General features: G+C 72.1%; 20 protein-coding genes and 1 riboswitch. Of the genes, 15 read left to right on the top strand and 5 right to left on the bottom strand.

What is annotated here, in order from left to right; genetic code table 11:
* Window positions 1-141: 141 nt before the first annotated feature.
* Window positions 142-1287: a glycoside hydrolase family 6 protein gene (locus tag AQI95_RS28065; protein ID WP_067130294.1), complete on the top strand. Its 1146-nt coding sequence runs from the start codon at window positions 142-144 to the stop codon at window positions 1285-1287.
* Here AQI95_RS28065 and AQI95_RS28060 read toward each other — a convergent pair.
* Window positions 1239-2645: a uracil-xanthine permease family protein gene (locus AQI95_RS28060; protein WP_067129701.1), complete on the bottom strand. Its 1407-nt coding sequence runs from the start codon at window positions 2643-2645 to the stop codon at window positions 1239-1241. The genes AQI95_RS28065 and AQI95_RS28060 overlap by 49 nt on opposite strands.
* Window positions 2646-2795: 150 nt before the next feature.
* Between AQI95_RS28060 and AQI95_RS28055 the strand changes: the two genes are divergently transcribed.
* Both AQI95_RS28055 and AQI95_RS28050 read left to right on the top strand, forming a co-directional pair.
* A complete protein-coding gene (locus AQI95_RS28055; protein ID WP_067129698.1) occupies window positions 2796-4049 on the top strand; it encodes an alginate lyase family protein in 1254 nt (417 codons plus the stop codon).
* Window positions 4050-4160: 111 nt separating this feature from the next.
* A complete protein-coding gene (locus AQI95_RS28050) occupies window positions 4161-4619 on the top strand; it encodes an acyl-CoA thioesterase (RefSeq protein ID WP_067129695.1) in 459 nt (152 codons plus the stop codon).
* On the opposite strand, the gene AQI95_RS28045 is transcribed toward AQI95_RS28050, so the two are convergent.
* On the bottom strand, window positions 4579-5793 hold the full coding sequence (locus AQI95_RS28045) for an MFS transporter (protein WP_067129693.1): 1215 nt from the start codon (window positions 5791-5793) through the stop codon (window positions 4579-4581). The genes AQI95_RS28050 and AQI95_RS28045 overlap by 41 nt on opposite strands.
* A gap of 124 nt (window positions 5794-5917) precedes the next feature.
* Between AQI95_RS28045 and AQI95_RS28040 the strand changes: the two genes are divergently transcribed.
* Entirely contained in the window at window positions 5918-7186 is a 1269-nt protein-coding gene (locus AQI95_RS28040) for an ROK family transcriptional regulator (protein ID WP_067129690.1), read from the top strand.
* 318 nt (window positions 7187-7504) lie between these two features.
* On the opposite strand, the gene AQI95_RS28035 is transcribed toward AQI95_RS28040, so the two are convergent.
* A complete protein-coding gene (locus tag AQI95_RS28035) occupies window positions 7505-8248 on the bottom strand; it encodes an SDR family oxidoreductase (RefSeq protein WP_067129687.1) in 744 nt (247 codons plus the stop codon).
* A gap of 356 nt (window positions 8249-8604) precedes the next feature.
* Window positions 8605-8735: riboswitch (FMN riboswitch) on the top strand.
* Between the two features lie 154 nt (window positions 8736-8889).
* On the opposite strand from AQI95_RS28035, the gene AQI95_RS28030 reads away from it, so the two are divergent.
* From AQI95_RS28030 to AQI95_RS27990, 9 genes are all read left to right on the top strand, one after another.
* Complete coding sequence (locus tag AQI95_RS28030; RefSeq protein WP_067129677.1) at window positions 8890-9498, top strand: riboflavin synthase; 609 nt, start codon at window positions 8890-8892, stop codon at window positions 9496-9498.
* Window positions 9495-10136, top strand: coding sequence for a nicotinamide mononucleotide transporter family protein (locus tag AQI95_RS28025; protein WP_067129674.1), 642 nt, complete (start codon window positions 9495-9497; stop codon window positions 10134-10136). The genes AQI95_RS28030 and AQI95_RS28025 overlap by 4 nt, the downstream gene beginning before the upstream one ends.
* Window positions 10133-11422 carry a bifunctional 3,4-dihydroxy-2-butanone-4-phosphate synthase/GTP cyclohydrolase II gene (locus AQI95_RS28020; RefSeq protein WP_067129672.1) on the top strand — a complete coding sequence of 430 codons (1290 nt, stop codon included), beginning with the start codon at window positions 10133-10135 and terminating at the stop codon, window positions 11420-11422. The genes AQI95_RS28025 and AQI95_RS28020 overlap by 4 nt, the downstream gene beginning before the upstream one ends.
* A 22-nt stretch (window positions 11423-11444) precedes the next feature.
* Window positions 11445-11930, top strand: a complete 486-nt coding sequence (gene ribH, locus AQI95_RS28015) for a 6,7-dimethyl-8-ribityllumazine synthase (protein WP_067129670.1) — start codon at window positions 11445-11447, stop codon at window positions 11928-11930.
* A 34-nt stretch (window positions 11931-11964) separates the two neighbouring features.
* Window positions 11965-12237 carry a phosphoribosyl-ATP diphosphatase gene (locus AQI95_RS28010; protein WP_067046426.1) on the top strand — a complete coding sequence of 91 codons (273 nt, stop codon included), beginning with the start codon at window positions 11965-11967 and terminating at the stop codon, window positions 12235-12237.
* A 54-nt stretch (window positions 12238-12291) separates the two neighbouring features.
* Window positions 12292-13140, top strand: coding sequence for an ATP phosphoribosyltransferase (gene hisG, locus AQI95_RS28005; protein ID WP_067129667.1), 849 nt, complete (start codon window positions 12292-12294; stop codon window positions 13138-13140).
* Window positions 13141-13154: 14 nt separating this feature from the next.
* Window positions 13155-13610: a PH domain-containing protein gene (locus tag AQI95_RS28000; RefSeq protein ID WP_067129664.1), complete on the top strand. Its 456-nt coding sequence runs from the start codon at window positions 13155-13157 to the stop codon at window positions 13608-13610.
* Window positions 13611-13813: 203 nt separating this feature from the next.
* Complete coding sequence (locus AQI95_RS27995; RefSeq protein WP_067129661.1) at window positions 13814-15148, top strand: hemolysin family protein; 1335 nt, start codon at window positions 13814-13816, stop codon at window positions 15146-15148.
* Complete coding sequence (locus AQI95_RS27990) at window positions 15145-16233, top strand: hemolysin family protein (RefSeq protein ID WP_067129659.1); 1089 nt, start codon at window positions 15145-15147, stop codon at window positions 16231-16233. The genes AQI95_RS27995 and AQI95_RS27990 overlap by 4 nt, the downstream gene beginning before the upstream one ends.
* A 75-nt stretch (window positions 16234-16308) precedes the next feature.
* Here the strand turns inward: AQI95_RS27990 and AQI95_RS27985 are convergent, their stop codons facing one another.
* Entirely contained in the window at window positions 16309-18171 is a 1863-nt protein-coding gene (locus AQI95_RS27985) for an AAA family ATPase (protein ID WP_067129657.1), read from the bottom strand.
* 428 nt (window positions 18172-18599) lie between these two features.
* The gene (locus tag AQI95_RS27980; RefSeq protein ID WP_067129655.1) at window positions 18600-19283 is read right to left on the bottom strand and encodes a uridine kinase family protein; all 684 of its coding nucleotides are present in this window, start codon (window positions 19281-19283) and stop codon (window positions 18600-18602) included.
* 198 nt (window positions 19284-19481) lie between these two features.
* Here AQI95_RS27980 and AQI95_RS27975 point away from each other — a divergent pair, with 198 nt between their 5' ends.
* Together AQI95_RS27975 and AQI95_RS27970 are read left to right on the top strand one after the other, a co-directional pair.
* A complete protein-coding gene (locus AQI95_RS27975) occupies window positions 19482-20438 on the top strand; it encodes a hypothetical protein (protein WP_208614283.1) in 957 nt (318 codons plus the stop codon).
* Between the two features lie 41 nt (window positions 20439-20479).
* Window positions 20480-22024, top strand: coding sequence for an amino acid permease (locus tag AQI95_RS27970; RefSeq protein WP_067129650.1), 1545 nt, complete (start codon window positions 20480-20482; stop codon window positions 22022-22024).
* Window positions 22025-22278 lie beyond the last annotated feature (254 nt).

Genomic DNA, 22278 nt, shown 5'->3' with positions numbered 1-22278 from the left:
CGGCCCGGTGCTTCGCCGGAACGGGGGAACGGACCGCTGCGGCGCGGATGCGAAGGGGGGAGGGGCACCGTGTCAGGCTTACGCGTTCGGCGCCTCGCCGAGCGCCGGGCCGCGCGCAGGCGGGCCGTGCGGCGCGCGCTGATGGTCACGGCCGCCTCGGCGGTCACCCTGGTCGGCTCGGTCACCGGGATCGTCGTGGCGCTCGGCTCCGGCCAGGCCCGCACCGAGGTGACCCACACCGCCGATGCGGCGCCCGCGACGGCGGCCCCCTCGCCGTCGCCGAGCACGCCGGACACGCCGAGCGCACCGAGCGCCAAGCCGACGCCCCGGCCGACCGCGCGGATCAGGACGCCCGCCGTCACCCCGGGCCCGGACCGGAGAAGGCGGCCGGCCGGTCCCGTGTCACCGCTGCTGTACCGCCACCCCGAGTCCCAGGTGCTGGACTGGGTGCGTGCCCACCCCGGCGATCCGCGCACCGCCGTCATCGCCGCCCGGATCGCCGACCGGCCGGCCGCCGTGTGGTTCGCCGACCCGGACCCGGGCACCATCGCCGCCCGGGTGGGCGCGGTCACCGCGGGCGCCGCGGCGCGGCACCGGGTCCCCGTGCTCGTGCCGTACGCGATCCCGGACCGGGACTGCGGTGGCGCCTCCCGCGGCGGCGCGCCGGATCTCGCCGTCTACGACGCCTGGATCGACGCCTTCGCCCGGGGGCTGGGCCCGGGTGAGGTGATCGTCGTCCTGGAGCCGGACTCCATCGCCCAGTCGGACTGCCTGACCCGGGCGGACCGCGCCGCCCGGTTCGCCTCGCTGGCCCGTGCGGGCCGGGTGCTGAAGGCGGCCGACCCGCGGGCGCGGGTCTACTACGACGCCGGGCACTCCGGCTGGAACCCGCCGGGCGAGCAGGCCGCCCTGCTGAAACAGGCGGGAGCGGCCGGCGCGGACGGCGTCTTCAGCAACGTCTCCAACTTCCGCACCACGGCCGACGAGATCGCCTACGACCGCCGGGTGCTGGCCGCGCTCGGCGGCCCGGCGCGCCTCGGCGCGGTGATCGACACCAGCCGCAACGGCAACGGCGCACCGTCGGACGGCCAGTGGTGCGACCCGGCCGGCCGGCGGATCGGCCGGGCCCCGACACTGGACACCGGCGAGGCCCGGATCGACGCGTACCTGTGGGTGAAGCCGCCGGGGGAGTCGGACGGCTGCCGGGGCGCCGCCGGGACGTTCACCCCTTCGTACGCCTACGACTTGGCGCGCGGCGTCTCCGTGTCGCCGGCCTCCGCGTCGTAGGAGGACGTGCCCTCGTCCAGCAGTGGCTCCTGCTTCTTCAGATGGGCCGGGGCGAAGGCGCGCAGGGTGTGGTAGCCGGTGATGACGACCAGGGTGCCGAGCGCGATGCCGCTGAGCGAGAAGTTGTCCGTGAACTTCATGCTGACGTTGCCGACGCCGATGATGATGCCCGCGGCGGCCGGGACCAGGTTCAGCGGGTTGCGCAGGTCCACCTTGGCGTTCAGCCAGATCTGGGCGCCGAGCAGGCCGATCATGCCGTAGAGGATCACGGTGATGCCGCCGAGGACGCCGCCCGGGATCGCGGCGACGACCGCGCCGAACTTCGGGCAGACGCCGAAGAGCAGCGCGAAGCAGGCGGCGGCCCAGTAGGCGGCGGTGGAGTAGACGCGGGTCGCGGCCATGACGCCGATGTTCTCGGAGTAGGTGGTGTTCGGCGGGCCGCCCACCGCGGTGGACAGCATGGAGGCGACGCCGTCCGCCGAGATCGCCGTACCGAGCTTGTCGTCCAGCGGGTCGCCGGTCATCTCGCCGACCGCCTTGACGTGGCCCGCGTTCTCCGCGACCAGGGCGATGACGACGGGCAGCGCGACCAGGATCGCCGACCACTGGAAGGACGGCCCGTGGAAGTGCGGCAGGCCGATCCAGTCGGCCTTGGACACGCCGGAGAGGTCCAGTCGCCAGTGGTCGGCGACCTTGCCGCTCGGGCTCATGGAGTGGATCTTGCCGAAGATCCGGTCGAAGGTCCACGAGACGGCGTACCCGAAGATCAGGCCGAGGAAGATCGCGATGCGGGACCAGAAGCCGCGCAGGCAGACCACGGCGAGACCGGTGAACAGCATGACCAGCAGGGCCGTCCACTGGTCCTGCGGCCAGTAGGTGGCGGCGGTCACCGGGGCGAGGTTGAAGCCGATCAGCATGACGACCGCGCCGGTGACGATCGGCGGCATCGCGGCATGGATGATCCGCGCGCCGAACCGCTGCACCGCGAGCCCCACCAGGAACAGCACGATGGCGACGACGAACACCGCGCCGGTCACGGTGGCACTCGTACCGCCCTGTGCGCGGATCACGGCGGCCACCCCCACGAACGACAGGGAGCAGCCCAGGTAGCTGGGCACGCGGCCGCGGGTGGCGAGCAGGAAGATCGCGGTCGCCACACCCGACATCATGATGGCCAGGTTGGGGTCGAGGCCCATCAGAACGGGCGCCACGAAGGACGCTCCGAACATCGCGACCACGTGCTGGGCGCCCAGGCCCGCCGTTCGCGGCCAGGTGAGCCGTTCATCGGGGCGTACCACCGCTCCGGGCGCGGGCGTGCGCCCGTCACCGTGCAGTTTCCAGCGCACGCCGAGGTCCATGGTGGGGTTTCGCTTTCTTACGTACGTGAAGACGGTCCGCACCATTGTCACGGCTAACGAGCGGTTCTACGCTCGCACGGTCTCACTTATGAACTGAGTTCACATATCTGGCCATTGTGGTGTCTGATCCCTGACAGATCGGAGTGCTCGATGAGTGGAAGATCCCGTGCGGTCGTACTGCTGGCCGCCGTGGTGGCGTTCGGGGCCGTGCTCGTCCCGTCCGCGCACGCCGTGCCGAAGGCCCCGAGGACCGCCGTCCTCGACGGCGGCCGCCTCCAGCGGACCCGGGCCCTCCTGGACCACGACCCCCGACTGCGGCGCTCGCTCGAGGACTTGACCGCCCGCGCCGACGGCTGGCTGGACCAGGGCCCCTGGACGGTTGTCGACAAGCCGAGGCCCGCGCCCGGCGGCGACGTCCACGAGTACCTGAGCCAGGCCCCCTACTGGTGGCCCACGAGCACCCCCACCGCCGACAACCCCTGGGGCTGCCCATACGTCCAGCGCGACGGGCAGCGCAACCCGGAGGTCGACAGCGGCACCGACCGGCAGGACGCCGAGAAGGTCTTCGACTCGACGTACGACCTCTCGCTCGCCTGGTACTACACGGGCGAGCGCGCCTACGCCGAGAAGGCCGGGCAGATCCTGCGCACCTGGTTCCTGGACCCGGCCACCCGGATGAACCCCGACCTGGAGCACGCCCAGTTCATCCCGTGCAAGTACGACGGCCGGGCCATCGGCATCATCGACTTCTCCCAGTCGTACACCAGCGTCCTCGACGCCCAGGCGATCCTGGCCGCCGGCGCCCCCGGCTGGAGCGCGGCGGACCGCACCGCGATGGGCCGGTGGAACGCCGACTTCCTGCACTGGCTGAGGACCAGCGACTTCGGCAAGGAGGAGGGCGCGGCCGCCAACAACCACGGCACCTTCTACGACATGCAGCTCGCCGCCCTCGCCTACGCCACCGGTGACACCGCGCTCGCCCGGCGCACCGTGCTCGACGCGCGCGCCAAGCGGATCGCCCCACAGATCGCGGCCGACGGCGGCCAGCCCCAGGAACTCGCCCGCACCCGCAGCTGGCACTACTCGACCTTCGACCTCGTCGCCTACACCCGGCTGGCGGCCATCGGCCGGCATGTGGGCGTGGACCTGTGGGCGTACCGCGGCCCGGACGGGCAGAGCCTGTCCGGGGCGGTCGGCTATCTCCTGCCGGCCGCGACCGGCGCCGCCTGGTCCCGTCCCGAGCTGGAGTTCCACCGGTACGCGGCCACCGATGTCGTGCACGCGGCGGCCGATGCCGGGGACGCGGCGGCCGAGGCGGCCGTGGCGAAGCTTCAGGCGCCGCCCGGCGGAGACCTGTGGGCGCTGCGGCCCGCCGCCGAGCAGCTGGACTCGATAGCCGGCTGAGCCCGCCCCACCAGGGGGGCTTGCCGGCCGGGAATCCTGAGCGGTCGCTTAGTATGGAATGCGCCCGGGGGTGCCACCGCCCCGTACACGCGACGCTCAGGAGCCCCTCCCGTGACCGCCCAAGCCCCGATCGCGCCCGCCGTCTCCTACGGCCGGCTGATCCCCGTCACCGTGCACTTCGACGACCTCGACGCGCTCGGGCTCCTGCACAACGCCCGCTACCCGCTGATGGTCGAGCGCGCCTGGGCCGAGCTGTGGCAGGAGCACGGTTTCGGCTTCGAGGGCGACTGGGCGGCCGCCGAGGACGCCTGCAACGCGGTGCGGGAACTGCGGATCGGCTACGAGGCGCCGGTCACCCGGACGGGCCTCTACGCCGTCCACCTCTGGCTGGAGCGACTCGGCACCACCGGCCTGACCTACGGCTTCCGCTTCTGCTCGGCGGACGGGACGCAGACCTACGCCCAGGGCACCCGGGTCCTGGTCCGGCTCGACGCGGCCACCCTGCGCCCCGCCCCCTGGAGCGAGCCGTTCAGGGCCGTGGGTCGGGAACTGCTGCGGCCCGGGAGCTGACCGCCGCCCGCACGTCCCGCTCCCCGGCGCGCAGCACGCCCGCGAACACCGCGAGCCCGCACGCCAGCGCCGTCACCACACCGAACGACACCACCAGGCTGGTCGCCTGGGCCACCCCGCCGATCAGGCTCGGGGCGACCAGGCCCGAGGTGTAGGTGATCGTCGCCACGCCCGCTATCGCCTGGCTCGGACGGGGGCCCGCATGGCCGGCCGCCGCGAAGCACAGCGGTACGACCACCGCGATACCGAGGCCCATCAGCGCGAACCCGGTCATCGCCACCGCCGGATGCCCGGCGAGGACGATCAGCAGACCGCCGAGCGCGGCCAGCACACCTCCGGCGCGCACGGTGCGCACCGCGCCGAAGCGGTTCACCACCGCGTCCCCGCTGATCCGGGCGATCGCCATGGTCAGCATGAACCCGGTGGTCGTGGCCGCTGCGAGACCGGCCGACGTGTCCATCCGGTCCCGCAGGAACACCGCCGACCAGTCCAGGCTCGCCCCCTCCGCGAACACCGCGCAGAAGCCCACCGCGCCGATCAGCAGTGCCGAGCGGGGCGGCAGCGCGAACCGCGGCGGCGGCTCCTCGTCGTCGGCCGGCTGCACGTCCAGGACCCGGCCGGCGGCCGCCACGCCGAGGACGGTGAGGGCCGCCGCCGCCATGGCGAAGTGCGGGCGGGCGTCCGCGCCGAGGTGCGCGGCGAGGGTGCCCGCCGCCGAGCCGATCAGGGCGCCCGCGCTCCACATGCCGTGCAGCCCGGACATGATCGACTTCCCGAGCAGCCGCTCGACCTCCACGCCGAGCGCGTTCATGGCGACGTCGGCCATCCCCGCACTCGCGCCGTACACGAAGATCGCCAGGCAGAGCAGCCAGAGGTTCGGCGCGAGGGACGGCAGGATCAGCGACAGCGTCCACAGCGCGATCAGGCCGCGCAGCGCCGTGCGACTGCCGAAGCGATGGCTGATCCGGCCGGCCAGCGGCATCGCGCACGAGGCGCCGAGCGCCCCGAAGGCGAGCGCGAAGCCGAGCTGCCCCGCGCTCAGCGAGGCATGGTCCTGGATCCACGGCACCCGGGTCGCGAACGAGCCGGTGACGGCGCCGTGCACGGTGAACACCGCCGCCACGGCGTGCCGGGCGCGCTTCACCTCGCGGTGCTCGTAGCCCACGTCTTTCATGGTCCTGCCCCTCCCCGTACGGATGCCGCCCCGCTGTCCGGGCGTAAACTATCAGGGACCCTGCCTGATAGATAGAGAGACATGTGGCCGTCACCTGCCGCGTGGATCTGGGAGGATGCCCGTCATGCCCGCATCACCGAGCACCGCCCGGGCCATCAACGACCGGCACGCCCTGAGCCTGCTCCAGCAGGAAGGCCCCCTCACCGCAGGGCAGTTGAAACAGCTGACGGGGCTGTCCCGGCCGACGGTCGCCGACCTCGTGGAACGGCTGGCCGTCGCCGGGCTGATCACGGTGGTCGGCGAGTCCGGCGAGCAGCGCCGGGGCCCCAACGCGCGGCTGTACGGCATCGTCGCCGACCGGGCCCGGCTGGCCGCGCTCGACGTCCGTACCGGGGGTGTCGTCGTCCTGGTCTCCGACCTGGTCGGGCGGGTGCTCGCCGAGACGTCCGTGCCGATCGGCGGGGACACCGGGACCGGGCCCGCCGTGGAGCAGGCGGTGGCCGCGGTGGAGCGGACCCTCGAGGCGGCCGGGGCCATGGGGGCGCCGCCGCGCGAAGGGATCCGCGCATGGGGGAGGCTGCACACCGTCGGCATCGGCGCGCCGGGCCTCATCGACCCGGCCACCGGCGACCTCCGCGACTCCGGCGGGCTGCCCGCATGGCACCGCAGCCTGGCCGCCGCCCTTCAGGAACGGCTGCCCGGGGCCCGGGTCACCGTGGAGAACGAGACCAACCTCGCCGCCCTCGCCGAACAGCGCGAGGGCGCCGCCCGGGACCGGGACACCTTCGTCCTGCTCTGGCTGGGGCACGGCGTCGGCGCGGCGGTCGTCCTCGACGGCACGCTGCGCCGCGGCGCCTCGGGCGGCACGGGCGAGATCGGCTTCCTGCCGGTCCCGGGGACCGGCTCCCTTCCCTCGGCCCGGGACTGCGACGGAGGCTTCCACTCACTGGCGGGGACGGCGGCCATCGGCTCCCTGGCGGCGGAGTACGGCCTGCCGGTCCCGGCCGGGACGGACGGGCCGGGGGTGGCCGGGGTGCTGAGCGCGGCCGTGGCGCGGGCGGCGGGGGAGACGGGCCCCGCGGACGCGGTCGGCTCCGGTGACGCAGAGCCCGCCGAGCGCTTCCTCCACGCCCTCGCCGACCGGATCGCCATCGGCGCCGCGTCCGTGGTGGCCGTACTCGACCCCGGGTGCGTGGTGCTCGGCGGGGAGGTCGGACAAGCCGGCGGCCCGGTGCTCGCGGCGCTCGTCGAGGAGCGGCTGCGCCGTATGTCGCCCCTGTTCACCGAGGTGCGGGCGAGCACCCTCGGTGGCACGGCGGTGCTGCGCGGGGCCCTGCTGACCGCCCGGGACCGCGCCCAGGACGAACTGTTCGCGCCCCCCGACCGAAACTGACCACCTGCCGGCCGGCCAGACCTGCCCGACCTCGTCACCCGCCCCGCGCCCCCGGCGCGTCCGTCCCGGCGCGACCGTGTTCATTCGGCTGTCCCTGTCCGACCGCCCCCTCCGCCCATCCCCGTCCGTCCGCCTGGCGGCGATCGAGGCGCGTGAACACGCCGCGGACAGGTCATGGCAGGCCGGCGAACCCGTCGGCTGCCGGGCCGGGGCCTGTCTGCCGGCCGGCACGTCGGCGATGGTTTCCGGGCTCGCTCCGGCCGTGGCGAGCCGCCGTCCGTCCCGGCGTGGCCGTCTCCGCCCCGCCCGGCCGCCTCGTCAGACCCCGAAGCGTCGCCCCAGGTACTCCTCGAACGTCGTCCTGCCCACGGCTCGCTCCGGCGTCAGCAGTCCGCCCGCGCGGGCGGCGCGATAGGTCCGGCCGATCAGCGGCACCTGTGCCACGGCCCGGCGCCGTCCGCTCGCGCGGAGGTAGGCGCGGGCCAGCGAGTCCAGGGAGCGCACTTCGGGGCCGCCCATGTCCGCCACCCGTCCGGCCGGCGCGGCGAGCGCCAAGTCGGCCAGGCGGTCCGCGACTTCACCGACCTCCACCGGCTGGTCCGGCACCCCGGCCGGGACCAGCAGGACGGGCGGCTTGGCCAGCGAGCCCAGGATCGTGGCCAGCAGGTCGTGGAACTGGGTCGTGCGCAGGACGGTCCAGCCGAGCCCCGACGCCTCGATCCGGCGCTCCACGGCCAGCTTGGTCCTGTAGTAGCCGAGGGGCACCCGGTCGACGCCGACGATGGAGATGTACACCAGATGGCCCACCCCGGCCCGCCGCGCCGCCGCGATGAGCCGCTCCGCGGCCACCTCGTCCCCGCCCCGCGGAGCGCTCGCGCAGTGCACCACCGTCTCCACGCCGGCGAGCGCGGCGTCGAGGACGCTCCCGCCCACGCGCAGATCGACGGCGTACGGCTGGGTGCGCCGGCTGAGCACCCGTACATCGTGCCCCTCCGCCCGCAACCGCTCCGTCACCCGCCGGCCGAGCGTGCCGGTCCCGCCGGTCACCACGATCGTGGTCATCCCGCACCTGTCCCTTCGGACTCCGCGTGCCCCGGTCGGAGCACCGTCGGCAGTTCAGACCACGCGACCCCGGGGAAATGTGACATGCCTGGGCCGGCTCCACCGGGACCGCACCGCCCTGGCGGTCCGGCGGCGGGCAAGGGCCGTCGTCACCGCCGCCGGACCCGTCCGCACCCTAAAAGGACTAGACCAGAGTGGTCAATGGGTCCGGATCAAGGTCAATCCGTTCCGCCCGCAGGGCAGTTGTGCGGCGCGGCCGCCCCGCGCAAGGCCCGGGACGCGCGCTGTGAGGGAGCCCACATCCGTCGCCTGTCTGTACGTCCATTCGGCGTGGCACACTGGCCCTGTACCAGAAGCAGCGCACTCCGGGGTCGGTGAAAGTCCGAACCGGCGGTTACAGTCCGCGACCCGGTCGCTTCCAGCGGCCGGTTGACCAGGTGAAATTCCTGGACCGACGGTTAAAGTCCGGATGGGAGGCAGTGCGCGGCGGGCGGGCACGTATTCGTGCGCGTCGCCGTATCTGGGCTCGTCCGTGTCCGGGCGGGTCCCTCTTCGGCGTCGCGTGGTGTGCTCACCCGTACATTCTGTCGTCATCGACAGGCCCCGGAGTCCGTGCCCGAAGAGGCAGGAGGACCCGGGAAGTGTTCACCGGAATCGTCGAAGAGCTGGGTGAGGTCACCGCCGTCGAGAACCTCGGCGACGCCTCCCGTTTCCGGCTCCGCGGCCCCGTCGTGACCGAGGGCGCGCAGCACGGCGACTCCATCGCCGTGAACGGGGTCTGTCTCACCGTCGTGGAGCACGAGGGCGACGAGTTCACCGCCGACGTCATGGCGGAGACCCTGAAGCGCTCCAGCCTCGGCGCGCTCACCGTCGGCTCCCGCGTCAATCTGGAGCGCCCCACCGCCGTGGGCGCGCGCCTCGGCGGGCACATCGTGCAGGGCCATGTCGACGGCACCGGCGAGGTGCTGGAGCGCAAGCCCTCCGACAACTGGGAGATCGTGAAGATCTCGCTCCCCGCGGACCTCGCCCGCTACGTCGTCGAGAAGGGCTCCATCACCGTCGACGGCATCAGCCTCACCGTCGTCGACGCCGGCCCCGACCACTTCACGATCAGCCTCATCCCGACCACCCTCGACCTGACCACGCTCGGTGTGAAGCAGCCCGGCGACCCGGTCAACCTCGAGGTCGACGTCATCGCCAAGTACGTCGAGCGCCTCCTCGGCGACCGCGCCCAGGGAGCGGGCAAGTGAACTGGCTGAACTCCGAGGCCTTCACCCTCTTCGGCCAGCGCATCATCTGGTCGGACATGGTGGGCAACATCCTCGGCCTGATCACCCTCGCCCTCGGCTGGCGCCGCTCCCTGCTGACCTGGCCCGTGCAGTTCCTCTCCGGCCTCGTCCTGCTCGTCGCCTTCTACGGCCATCTGGCCGGCAGCGCCGGCAAGCAGGTCGTCGTCATGGCCGTCGCGCTGTACGGCTGGTGGCAGTGGCAGCGCAGCAAGGGCCGCTCCACGGACGGCCACATCACCCCCCGCTTCGCCACCTGGCGCGAGCGCGCGGCGATGCTCGGCGCGGCCGCCGTCGGCACGGTCGCGGTGGCCCTGCTCTTCACGGCCTACCCGTCCCTGTCCTGGGACCCCTGGCCCGACGCCTACATCTTCGTCGGCACCATCGTCGCCATGTACGCCCAGGCCAAGAGCATGGTCGAGTTCTGGATCGCCTGGCTGCTCGTCGACCTCGTCGGCGTCCCCCTCAACTTCGCCAACGGCTACGCCTTCTCCGGTTTCGTCTACGTCATCTACGGCGCGCTCGTCCTGTGGGGCATGCGCGACTGGTGGCTGCGCTCCCGCCGGAGCCCGCAGCCCGTCCTGGAAGGAGCCCCGGCATGACCTCGGCAGCGCCTCTGTACGCCACGGACACCATCGAGAACTTCGTGCTCGACCCCGTCGAGCAGGCCATCGCCGACATCGCGGCCGGCCGCCCGGTCGTCGTCGTGGACGACGAGAACCGGGAGAACGAGGGCGACCTCGTCATCGCCGCCGAGAAGGCGACCCCCGAGATCGTCGCCTTCATGATGAGCGAGTGCCGGGGCCTGATCTGCGCCCCCATGGAAGGCACGGAACTCGACCGGCTGCGGCTGCCGCAGATGGTCGAGGACAACACCGAGTCGATGAAGACCGCGTTCACGGTGTCCGTCGACGCCTCCGCCGCGCACGGTGTGAGCACGGGCATCTCGGCCGCCGACCGCGCCATTACGCTCCAACTGCTGGCCGGCGGCACGGCGGAGCCGACCGACCTCGTCCGCCCCGGCCACGTCTTCCCGCTGCGGGCCAGGCCCGGCGGCGTCCTCGTCCGCAACGGCCACACCGAGGCCGCCGTCGACCTCGCCCGGCTCGCCGGGCTCCGCCCCGCCGGAGCCATCGTCGAGATCGCCGGTGAGGACGGCCGGATGCTCCGGCTGCCCGAGCTGATCCCGTTCGCCCGCAAGCACGGCCTGACGATCATCTCCATCGAGGACCTGATCGCCTACCGCCGCAGCAGCGAGCCCACCGTCCGCCGCGAGGCCGAGACCCGACTGCCCACCAAGCACGGCACGTTCACCGCCTACGGCTACCGCTCCACCGTCGACGGCGTCGAGCACGTCGCCCTGGTCCACGGCGACATCGGCGACGGCGAGGACGTCCTGGTCCGGGTCCACTCCGAATGCCTCACCGGTGACGTCTTCGGCTCCCTGCGCTGCGACTGCGGCCCCCAGCTGGACACCGCCCTGGAACGCATCCAGGAGGAGGGCCGGGGCGTGGTCGTCTATCTGCGCGGACACGAGGGGCGGGGCGTCGGCCTGCTGTCCAAGCTCAGGGCGTACGAACTGCAGGAGCGGGGCCGCGACACCCTCGACGCCAACCTCGAACTCGGCCTGCCCGCCGACGCCCGCGACTACGGCGCCGGCGCCCGGATCCTCACCGACCTCGGCGTGCGCAGCGTCCGGCTGATGACCAACAACCCCGACAAGACCGACGCGCTGCTGCGCCACGGCCTGAACGTCACCGGCCGCGAGCCGATGCCGATCCAGGCCGGCGAGCACAATCTGCGGTACCTGCGCACCAAGCGCGACCGGATGGGTCACGACCTGCCCTGGCTGGACACGCCCGCCGTGGCAGCCTGTGGCAACCAGTAAGCAAGGCACTGAGAGGAAACACGTGAGCGGCAAGGGTGCACCGGAGCTGTCCGTACGCAACGCGAGCGACCTCAGGGTCGCCGTCATCGCGGCGCAGTGGCACGAGAAGGTGATGGACGGTCTGGTGAACGGCGCCCTGCGCGCCCTGCACGACCTGGGGATCGACGAGCCGACCCTGATCCGGGTCCCCGGCAGCTTCGAACTGCCGGTCGCCGCCAAGGCGCTGGCCGGGCGCGGCTACGACGCCGTGGTCGCCCTCGGTGTCGTCATCCGCGGAGGCACTCCGCACTTCGACTATGTGTGCCAGGGCGTCACCCAGGGCCTCACCCAGGTCAGCGTCGAGACCGGCGTCCCCGTCGGCTTCGGCGTGCTCACCTGCGACACCGAGGAGCAGGCCCTGGACCGGGCCGGTATCGAGGGCTCCCACGAGGACAAGGGCCACGAGGCGGTGACGGCGGCGGTGGTGACCGCCGCCACGCTGCGTTCAGTATCTGAACCCTGGCACTAGGGAATCGCGCGGACCGCGTAGGGTGGGCAGCACCATGTCCAAGAAGACGTTCGAGCAGCTCTTCACCGAGCTGCAGCACAAGGCCGCCCACGGCGATCCCGCCACCTCCCGCACCGCAGAGCTGGTCGGCAAGGGTGTCCATGCCATCGGCAAGAAGGTCGTCGAAGAGGCCGCCGAGGTCTGGATGGCTGCCGAGCACGAGGGCAAGGAAGCGGCCGCCGAGGAGATCTCCCAGCTGCTCTACCACGTCCAGGTGATGATGGTCGCCCGAGGGATCTCCCTCGACGACGTCTACGCCCACCTGTAAGCCGCTCTGCCGCAACCGCCGTAGAAACCCCTTCACGCAAAGGAAGCCGACCTCATGCTGCGCATCGCCGTCCCCAACAAGGGTTCCCTGTCCGGCCCTGCGGCGGAGATGCTGCATGAGGCCGGCTACCAGCAGCGCCGCGAGTCCAAGGAACTGCGGATCGTCGACCCGGAGAACCAGGTCGAGTTCTTCTACCTCCGCCCCCGCGACATCGCGATCTACGTCGCCTCCGGCCGCCTCGACGTGGGCGTCACCGGCCGCGACCTGCTGATCGACTCCGGCGCGGACGCCGAGGAGATCCTGCCGCTGGGCTTCGCCCGCTCCACCTTCCGCTTCGCGGCCAAGCCGAACACCGCGAACGGCATCGAGGACCTCAAGGGCCGGACGGTCGCCACCTCCTACGAAGGCATCGTCGCGGCGCACCTCGCCGACAGCGGCATCGACGCCTCCGTCGTCCACCTGGACGGCGCCGTCGAGACCGCGATCGAGCTGGGCGTCGCCGAGGTCATCGCCGACGTCGTCGAGACCGGCACCAGCCTGCGCAACGCCGGCCTGGAGGTCTTCGGCGAGCCGATCATGCAGTCCGAGGCCGTCGTCATCCGCCGCACCGGCGCCGACACCGAGGAACCGAAGGTCCAGCAGTTCCTTCGCCGCCTCCAGGGCGTCCTGGTCGCCCGGACGTACGTGATGATGGACTACGACTGCCGGGTCGAGCAGCTGGAGAAGGCCGTCGCCCTCACCCCCGGCCTGGAGTCCCCGACCGTCTCGCCGCTGCACAACGAAGGCTGGGTCGCGGTCCGCGCCATGGTCCCCGCCAAGGAGGCGCAGCGGATCATGGACGACCTCTACGCCATCGGCGCCCGCGCCATCCTGACCACGGCCATCCACGCCTGCCGCCTCTAAGGGGTGTGCGCGAGATGTCCGACATGCCTTCCCTTCCCGTCACCTTCCGTCCGGGCCACACCCGGGCCATCCTGCTGACCGCCGGTGCGGCGATCTTCCTGACCATCTCCGGGGTCGCGCTGCTGCTGGAGCAGCTCGGCCCGGGGGAGCGGGCGAGCTTCGTCGTCACCGGGGCGCTGATCTTCTGGGTACTGGCCCAGCTGGCCCGGGTGCGGGTCGTCGCCGACGAGTCCGGTGTCACCGTGGTGAACATCGCCAGCAGGCGGCGCCTGGACTGGGCGGAGATCGTCCAGGTGAACCTCCGTCCGGGCGATCCGTGGGTGTTCCTCAACCTCAGCGACGGCACCAGCCTGCCCGCGCTCGGCATCCAGCCCGGCCTCGCCAAGCAGCGCGCCATCGCCGACGCGCGGGCACTGCGGGCCCTCGCCGAAGCCCGCTCCACAGCCCGTCCGGCGGAAGATCAGGGCTGACTGGAGGGTGCCGCCCCTGCCCGAGCGGCCCGTGTCTTGATTAATCTGGTGGCGGAGGCCCTTTCGCTGCGCCTCCGCCCCGTGACACCCCCCGGTGCACAGGGGTTCCTGCTACCCGAGGAGTGACTCCCTCCAGCGATGGACGGATCGTCCTGTAGTACCTGCGCCGCCCCGACCCGACATACCGGGAAGGCGGTGGCAGCGTGACCATCCCCCTGCTGCTCCTTGGAGCGGCTTTCCTGTTGATCCTCGCCAACGGATTCTTCGTGGCGGCCGAGTTCGGCCTGGTGACGGTCGAGTCGACGGACGCCGAGCAGGCTGCCGCCGACGGTGACCGACGCGCCCGCAGGGTCGCGGACTCGCTCAAGGAGCTGTCCTTCCAGCTCTCCGGCACCCAGCTCGGCATCACCATCACCTCCCTCGTCGTCGGCATGCTCGCCGAGCCGGCCCTGGCCCGGCTGCTGCACGGCCCGTTCGCCGCCCTGGGCATTCCCGGCGGAGCCGTCTCCGGCATCGCCGTGGTCGTCGGCATGCTGCTGGCCTCCGCCGTCCAGATGGTCGTCGGCGAGCTGGTGCCCAAGAACTGGGCCGTGTCCAAGCCGCTGCAGGTCGCCCGGTTCGTGGCCGGCCCGCAGCACCACTTCTCCCGGCTGTTCCGCCCGGTGATCGCCGCGCTCAACACGGTCGCCAACCGGCTCGTACGGGCCCTCGGGGTCGAGCCCGCCGAGGAGCTGGCCTCCGCCCGCACCCCGGGCGAACTGGTGTCCCTGGCCCGGCACTCCGCCCAGGCCGGCGCCCTGGAGCAGGACACGGCCGACCTGTTCGTGCGCACCCTGTCCCTGGGCGAGCTGACCGCGCAGCACGTCATGACTCCGCGTGTGAAGGTCAGTGCCCTGCAGGACTCGGCCACCGCCGAGGACGTCGTCAACCTCACCCGGGCCACCGGCCTGTCCCGCTTCCCCGTCTACCGGGAGAAGATCGACGAGATCGTCGGCATGGCCCACCTCAAGGACGCGCTCGCCGTCCCGGTGCACGACCGGCTGCGCACCTCGGTGACCCGGATCGCCCGCAAGGCGCTGCTGGTCCCCGAGACCCTGCCGGTCCAGCCCCTGCTCGCCCGGCTCCGCTCCGAGCAGCCCATCGCGGTCGTCGTCGACGAGTACGGCGGCACGGCGGGCGTGGTCACGCTGGAGGACATCGTCGAGGAACTCGTCGGCGAGGTCCGCGACGAGCACGACGCCACGGACATGCCCGAGCTGGCCGTCGCCCCGCCCGAGGACGGCAGGCCCGCCTGGGACGTCGACGGCAGCTGCCGCGTCGACATCCTCCAGCGCATAGGCCTCGACGTGCCCGAGGGACCCTACGAGACGGTCGCCGGGCTCGTCGCCGACGTCCTCGGCCGCATCCCCGCCCCCGGCGACCGGGCCGAACTGCCCGGCTGGCGGCTCTCGGTCCGCCAGGTCGGCCACTACCGCGCCGAACGGGTCCGCCTGGTCAGGACGGCCCCGGCGGCGAACCTGGCGGAGGCCGCCCGATGAGCGTCCTCCAACTGGTCTTCGCCGCGCTGCTCGTGCTCGCCAACGGATTCTTCGTCGGCGCCGAGTTCGCGCTCGTCTCCGTCCGCCGCAGCCAGATCGAACCGCTGGGGACGGCGCGGGCGCGCCAGGTCCTCTACGGCCTCCAGCGGCTGCCGCAGATGATGGCCGCCGCCCAGTTCGGCATCACCGTGTGCTCGCTGACGCTCGGCGCGGTCGCCGAGCCGACGGTGGCGCATCTGCTGGAGCCGGTGTTCGAGGCGGCCCACCTCCCGGACGGCATGGTCCACCCGCTCGGCTATGTGATCGCGTTGGCGGCGGTGGTCTTCTTCCACCTGGTCATCGGCGAGATGGTGCCGAAGAACCTCGCGATGGCGGCACCCGAGAAGGCGGCGCTCTGGCTCAGCCCCGGGCTGGTCTACTTCGCCCGCCTCTGCAAGCCGATCACCGTGAGCCTCGGCGCCTGCGCCCAGGGCATCCTGCGGCTCTTCCGCGTCGAGCCCAAGGACGAGGTCGAAGCCGTCGTCACCAGCGAGCAGCTCAACCGACTGCTGGAGGACTCCGGTCAGGCGGGCCTGCTCGACCCCGAGGAGCGGGAGCGCCTCGAGGACGCCCTGGAGCTGGGCTCCCGCCCGGTGACGGACGTCCTGCTGCGCCGGGAGTCGCTGGTCACGGTGGAGCCGGCGGTCACCCCGGGAGAGATCGTCGAGCTGACGGCCCGCACGGGATACTCCCGCTTCCCGGTCGCCGCGACGGACAAGGGCCCCTTCATGGGGTACGTCCACGTCAAGGACGTCCTGGACCTGGAGGAGTCCGACCGGGCGGTGCCGCAGCGCGTCTGGCGCCCGATGGCGACCCTGCGGGCCGAGGTGCCGCTCGACGACGCACTGACCGTCATGCGCCGGGCGGCCACCCATCTGGCTCAGGTCGCGGGCCCCTCCGGCAAGGTGCTGGGTCTGGTGGCCCTGGAGGACGTCCTGGAGATGCTGGTGGGCGAGGTCCGTGACCCGGCACACCGCGAGACCGCCGACGTGAAGCTGGCGGAGCCGAGGGCGAGCGGGGAGCCGGAGGAGGTGTTCGCCTCCTAGGGCCTGTCGGAGCTGCGCGGCCGTGGGCACGTCCCGGCCGGTCGCGCAGCTCCCCGCGCCACTTCCGGGGCGCTGTCACAAGCCCGACGGATCCTGCGGCCCCCGACCCGACAGCACCTCTCCGTACGCCTGCATCAGATCCGGCAGCCGCAGTGTCGCCAGGTCCTTCCGCGACAGCGCCCCCGCATACGTGGACAGCCGAAGATCGCGGTACGCGCAGCTCTTCTCGTACAGCGTGCGCAGGAACCGGCCGTTGCCCAATTCGTCGATCCACCCCTGCTCGACCACGTGCCCGGCGATCGAGCGCAGCTCCTCCAGCGCCTCCTCGTCCCACATGTCCCCGTTCTCGGCCGCCAGCACCTTCCCGATCTCGGTGAGTTCCTGCGGCCGGTAGGAAGGGAAGTCGACACGGGAGGTGAAGCGGGAGGAGAGGCCGGGGTTGGCGGCGAGCAGCCGGTCCATGCCCTCCGGGTAGCCGGCGAGGATCACCACCAGATGGTCCCGGTTGTCCTCGGCCCGCTTCAGCAGCACCTGCAGGGCCTCGTCGCCGTACGCGTCCCCCTTGCCGTACCCCGAGTTGGACAGCGAGTACGCCTCGTCCACGAACAGCACCCCGCCGATCGCCGAGTCGATCAGCTCGTTGGCCTTCACGGCCGTCTGGCCGAGATACTCGCCGACCAGATCCGCCCGCTGCGCCTCCACCAGGTGGTCGCCGCCGAGCAGGCCCAGCGCGTAGAAGACGCGGCCGAGGATCCGGGCCACCGTGGTCTTCCCCGTCCCCGACGGCCCCGAGAAGACGAAATGCCGCTTCGGCGGCTGCACCGGCAGCCCCTGCCCGGCCCGCAGCCGGGCCATGTTCAACTGCGCGGACAGCGCCTTGACCTGGCGCTTGACCGGCTCCAGCCCGACCATCCGCTCCAGTTCGGCGAGCGCCTCCTCGAGCAGGGCGGGGTCGGTCGGCCCGGCCGGGATCGGCGACGAGGGGGCCCCGGTCTTCGCCCGCACCGTCGGATCGGTCACCGACGGCAGGGGACCGGTCGGCAGATCCGGCTCCGGCAGCCGCAGATCGCGCCCCTCGGTGCCGAACAGCGGATCGAAGCCGTCCGGCCCGTCCACGCTGTCCTGCCCGGCACCGGTCAGGCTGATCGCGGCGAGGTCGGCGCTGTCGTCGTACCCGTCGCCCTCGGCGATCGCCGCCAGCCGGGCGGAGGTGTCCATGAAGGCGGGGTCGACGCGGTGCACCGCCCGGTACAGGGGGAGCGCCGCCGCCGAGCGCCCCGTGCCCTCGTGCGCCCGCGCCAGCCAGTAGCGCAGCTCCTTGCGCTGCGGCTGCTCGCTGCGGCAGCGCATAAGGGCCGCCGAGAGCAGCGGCTCGGCCTGGCCGTACATCTCCAGCCGGACTCTGGCCATGCCGCCGAACAGGCCCGCCTCGATGCCGAGCATGGCGTCGTCGAGCAGCGGGTCGGTGTGCCGCACCAGTTGTTCCCAGTCCTTGACCAGATAGGCGCGGCAAGCCTGCAGAAAGCGGACCTGCGGGTCGGTGTCGATCGGGGGCAGCCCGGCGAGGGCCCGGTCCAGCTCGGGCACATGCCGCCCGTCCAGCCAGTGCGAGGCGTGCGCGAGCAGCAGATCGCGCGGGCTCTCCAGCACCGGCTGCACCCACCAGCCCAGCCAGTACCAGGAGTTGAGCGACCGGCGGTGCCGGGCGCGCTGTTCGCCGAAGCGGTCGCGGTGCCGGAACATCCTGAGCAGCGCGGTCGTCGTGTCGACCCGCAGCGCGTGCAGCCCGAGCCAGCCGTCCGCCATCCCCGGGTCCATCCGCACCGCGGTGCGGAACTCCTCCTCCGCCTGCGGATAGGCGCCCATCGTGTAGGCGTCCACTCCCCTCAGCCAGGCCAGGTCGGCCGGGGCCTCGGGGCCCTGCGTGCCGAAGTCCATTCCGTCCCCCCACAGACCGTGCCCCCGTGGTTCACCACCGGGCGATCACCCGACGGCCGCCGCGCTCGAACCGCCGTGCCGCGGGCCGGAGTTGCAGGCGCGCGAGGCAGCCTCGAAGGTCGCACCGAGGGCATCGTACCCGCGTGACGACCGCGTGCCGAAGGGTGCCGCACGGGCCGTTCGACGAGGTGGGAGCAGACGGGGCGCACACGGTGTGGTGACCCAGGGTGAGCGGATCGGTGCGCGGGGACGCCCGGAAAAGTGTCCGAGGCAGAACGAAGCCCCCGATCACGGGGGAACAACCGGGGGCTTCGCGTCTGAGGGCGGCTTCGAATCACCGCACATTGAGAACGTAAGACCTGTACGGCCCCCGGGTCAAGCGCAGTTGAGCCACTGGGCGAAGTTCCCCCACGAGGGTCTTCACAAGTTCACCACAACGCGGATGGCTCGTCACTCTGAGTCATATTTTGGTCCGGTCCAACGGTTGCCCCGGGCCCCGGCAGCACCTCGTACCCCGCCGGAGTCTGCAGCACCAGGAGGTCGGCGTGGGGGCGCGAGGGGTCCGAGGCGAAGTGCGCGCGCTCCGCCGCGACCCAGCCGTCCCAGAACTCCCGCTGCTCCGTCCCGTCCCGCAGCCGGCCGCGGGCCCAGGACTCCTCCCGGGGCAACTCCATCCACAGCAGGAGCGCCAGATGCGGCCGCAGGGCCCGGCGGCCGGCGCCGACGCCCTCGACGAGGACCACGGGCGCGGCCGGCAGCGGGCGCGGCGCGGCGAACGTACGGGTGCGCCAGTCGTAGGGCGAGTAGTGCGCGTTCTCGCCGTGGGCGAGCGGGCCGATCACCTGAGCCGTCAGCCGGTCGGTCCACGCGAAGAGCTGCTCATGGCTGGCGATGTCGTCGAGGCGCAGCACCGGCGCCCCGCCGAGGGCGCCGGCCAGGCGCTCGGCGAAGGTGGACTTTCCCGAGCCGGCGTGCCCGTCGACGCCGATCAGCCGGACCGGCCCGAGCGAGGGGGGCAGCCCGCGCAGCCGGGCGGCGAGGTCGCGAATGATGGGTCCTCGGGTGTGGGTCGATGCGGGTGGTTTTCCTGAAACAGTGTAGTAGTGGCCCATAGCGGCAGGGCTGGTGCGGTGACCCGACCGAAGAACGTCACATTTTGAATCACCGGCTGGCGGCCAGTCAATGGCAGGCATAAACATTCGCGAATCCCCTGACCGATATGTCGAATTCGGCGTTCCGGGGGTGCCCCCCGCTGAGTATGGTGCCTGGAGCGCAACCGCTATGCGTCGTACGGGGACTGGCAGGGGGACATGGCCGCGGAGTTATTCGAAGGGCACTATGTGTGGCATCCGGCGGCCGACGACCGTGTCCTGGCGAGTGTATGCGTCGATGTGCGCGCCGGACGTTATCGATACGCGTGCGAGGCGCTCGCGGAGACGCGTTCCGACTTCGCCCTGCGCGCTCATCGCTCGCTGGTCCTCGCCTCGGAGGCGGCCGGCACCGATCTCGTCGAGCGCTGGCTCGCCGAGGAGCCGACGCCCGAGGCGGCGCTGATGTGGGCGCGGGTCGCGGTGCAGCGCGCACTGCGCGCCGCCGACGCGCACGACGAGCGCGCCGAGGCGCTGGAGCGGATCGCGCTGACCGCCTGCGACCGGGCCGCCGCCCTGGCCCCGGAGGATCCGACGCCCTGGGTCGCCAAGCTCGCCATGGCACGGCTGCACCGGCTGCGCGACCCGGCCCCGCACGGACTGCTCACCGCCCCGCCCGGCCCCTGGCGGCTCTTCTCGCACATCCTCTCGCTCGACCCGTGGCATCGCGAGGGTCACCACCGCTTCCTGTCGTCCTTCTTCACGCGCCACGGCGGCTCGGTCAACGCGGCCTGGGACGTGGCCGCCTTCCTGAGCCAGCGGGCGCCCGCCGACTCCACCCTGCGGCTCTTGCCCCTGGTCGCCCTGGTGGAGAGCTACAACCCCACCCAGCTGCTCGCCGACCGCACCTGGGAGCAGCCGCAGTGGCGCTCCACCGCGCAGGCGATCTACCAGAACTGGCTGCCCGCGGCGGCCCGTTACCGCTTCACCCCGGTGCTCGACCTGGCCTACCTCGCGCACGCGCTGGTCATGGCCCAGTGCGAGTTCGAGGCCCGCGCGGTGTTCACGGCGATGGGCCCGTACGCCTCGCGGATGCCCTGGAGCGCCTTCGGCGACCCCGCCGAGCAGCTCTCCCGGGCCCGGCGCGCCTGCGGACTGCCGATCCCGGGACCCACCTGATCCGCACGTGCTCTGCCCCCCACTCAGAGAAAGGCCGATCTGTGTCGGAACGGACATCGACGCCTCGGGCGAAGGCCCGCGCAAGGGAAGCCGCGGTCGTGCTCGACGATGACGCGACCCTGCATGCGATGGGTTATCCGCGGAAGCTCACCCGGCGCTTCCAGGCGTTCGACAATTTCGCGATCTCCTTCACCATCATCAATATCCTTTCAGGTATTTTCTCGTCTTTCGGATTCGGTATGAACGCGGGCGGCCCCCGCATTCTCGTGTTCGGCTGGATCGGCGTCTGCGTCATGGTGCTCCTCATCGGTGCGGCCATGGCGGAAGTCGCCTCGGCCTATCCGACGAGCGGTGCCCTGTATTTCTCCGCCGGTAAGCTCGCAAAGCGGCACAAGGGAGCCTGGTCCTGGTACACGGGCTGGCTGAACTTCGTCGGGCAGATCGGCGGCACGGCCGCCACCGGCTACGCGGCGGCCACCTTCATCCAGGCTTTCGTGCAGCTGCAGTGGCCCTCCTACCAGCCGACCACGCACCAGACCGTCCTGATCACGGCCTTGATCATCGTCGTGCAAGGGCTCGCCAACACCTACACGGTCCAGCTCGTCGCCCTACTGAACCGTATTTCCGTGTGGTGGCTGCTGATCGGACTCGTCGTGATCGTGGGCGCACTCATAGTGATGCCCGATCACCATCAGTCGGCGTCGTTCGTGACCCATTTCGAGAACAACACCGGCTTCACGAGCGGACTTTACGGCGGCATGCTCGGGCTGCTGGTCACAAGCTGGACGTTCACCGGCTTCGACGGCAGCTTCCACATGTCCGAGGAAACGGTCCACGCGACGGTGAACGCGCCGAAGGGGATCATCCGCGCCATCGGCTATTCGGCGATCACCGGGTTGATCCTGATGCTGGCATTGGTCTACAGCATTGGCGACTACGCCAAGGTGGCAGGATCGCCGGTGGGGCCGCCCGTTCAGATCCTCATCGACGGCCTCGGACTCGGCACCGCCAAGGTCATGCTTCTCATCGTCATCGGGGCGATGCTCTTCTGCGGTCTCGCCAACCTCACCAGCAACACCCGGCAGATCTTCGCCTTCTCCCGCGACGGCGCCATGCCCGGCTCCCGCTGGTGGCACTCGGTCTCGCCCCGCACCCGTACGCCCGTGAAGGCGGTGTGGCTGGCGGTGGCCTGCTCGCTGGCCCTGGTCGTGCCAGGCTGGTGGTCCCACACGGCCTTCACCGCGATCGTCAGCGTCAACGTGGTCGGCCTCTTCCTCGCCTACGCCGTGCCGATCTTCCTGCGGCTGCGGCTCGGCGACGAGTTCCAGCCCGGGCCCTGGCATCTGGGCCGCTGGGGGCGGCCGGTCGGCTGGCTCGCGGTGATCTGGATCGTGCTCAGCAGCGTCCTGTTCATGCTGCCGCAGGCCTCGCCGATCACGGTCGACTCCTTCAACTACGCGCCGATCGCGCTGGCGGCGGTGGTGATCGTGGCGACCGTGTGGTGGTTCGCCACCGCACGCCGCCGCTTCCAGGGTCCGATCAGCTACGGCCGCCCCGACGAGGTCGCGGCCATGGATCTCGTCTGACGCGGGGTCCCGGCACGGCGCGCGGCTCCACCGGCCGCGCGCCGTGCCCGGCGCGGGCGTGGGGGAGGGGCCGATCGCGCATCGCCCGCCCCGGCCGTCCCTCTCCAGGGCGGCGCGGTACCCGCCCGCACGGGCAGGCGACACCCGCCCCGGTCGTCCCCTCCAGTGGCCAAGACCAATATTCCTCGCGCCGCATGCGTCGAAGTGCTGGCAGGGCCATGCGGCCTGCTCCATAGTTGGCGCAAAACCGTGCA

This window comes from Streptomyces yokosukanensis, assembly GCF_001514035.1.
In the GTDB taxonomy this organism is placed as follows: domain Bacteria; phylum Actinomycetota; class Actinomycetes; order Streptomycetales; family Streptomycetaceae; genus Streptomyces; species Streptomyces yokosukanensis.
The sequence above is the reverse complement of the archived record's forward strand: the minus strand, read 5'-3'. Positions and strand labels throughout refer to the sequence as shown.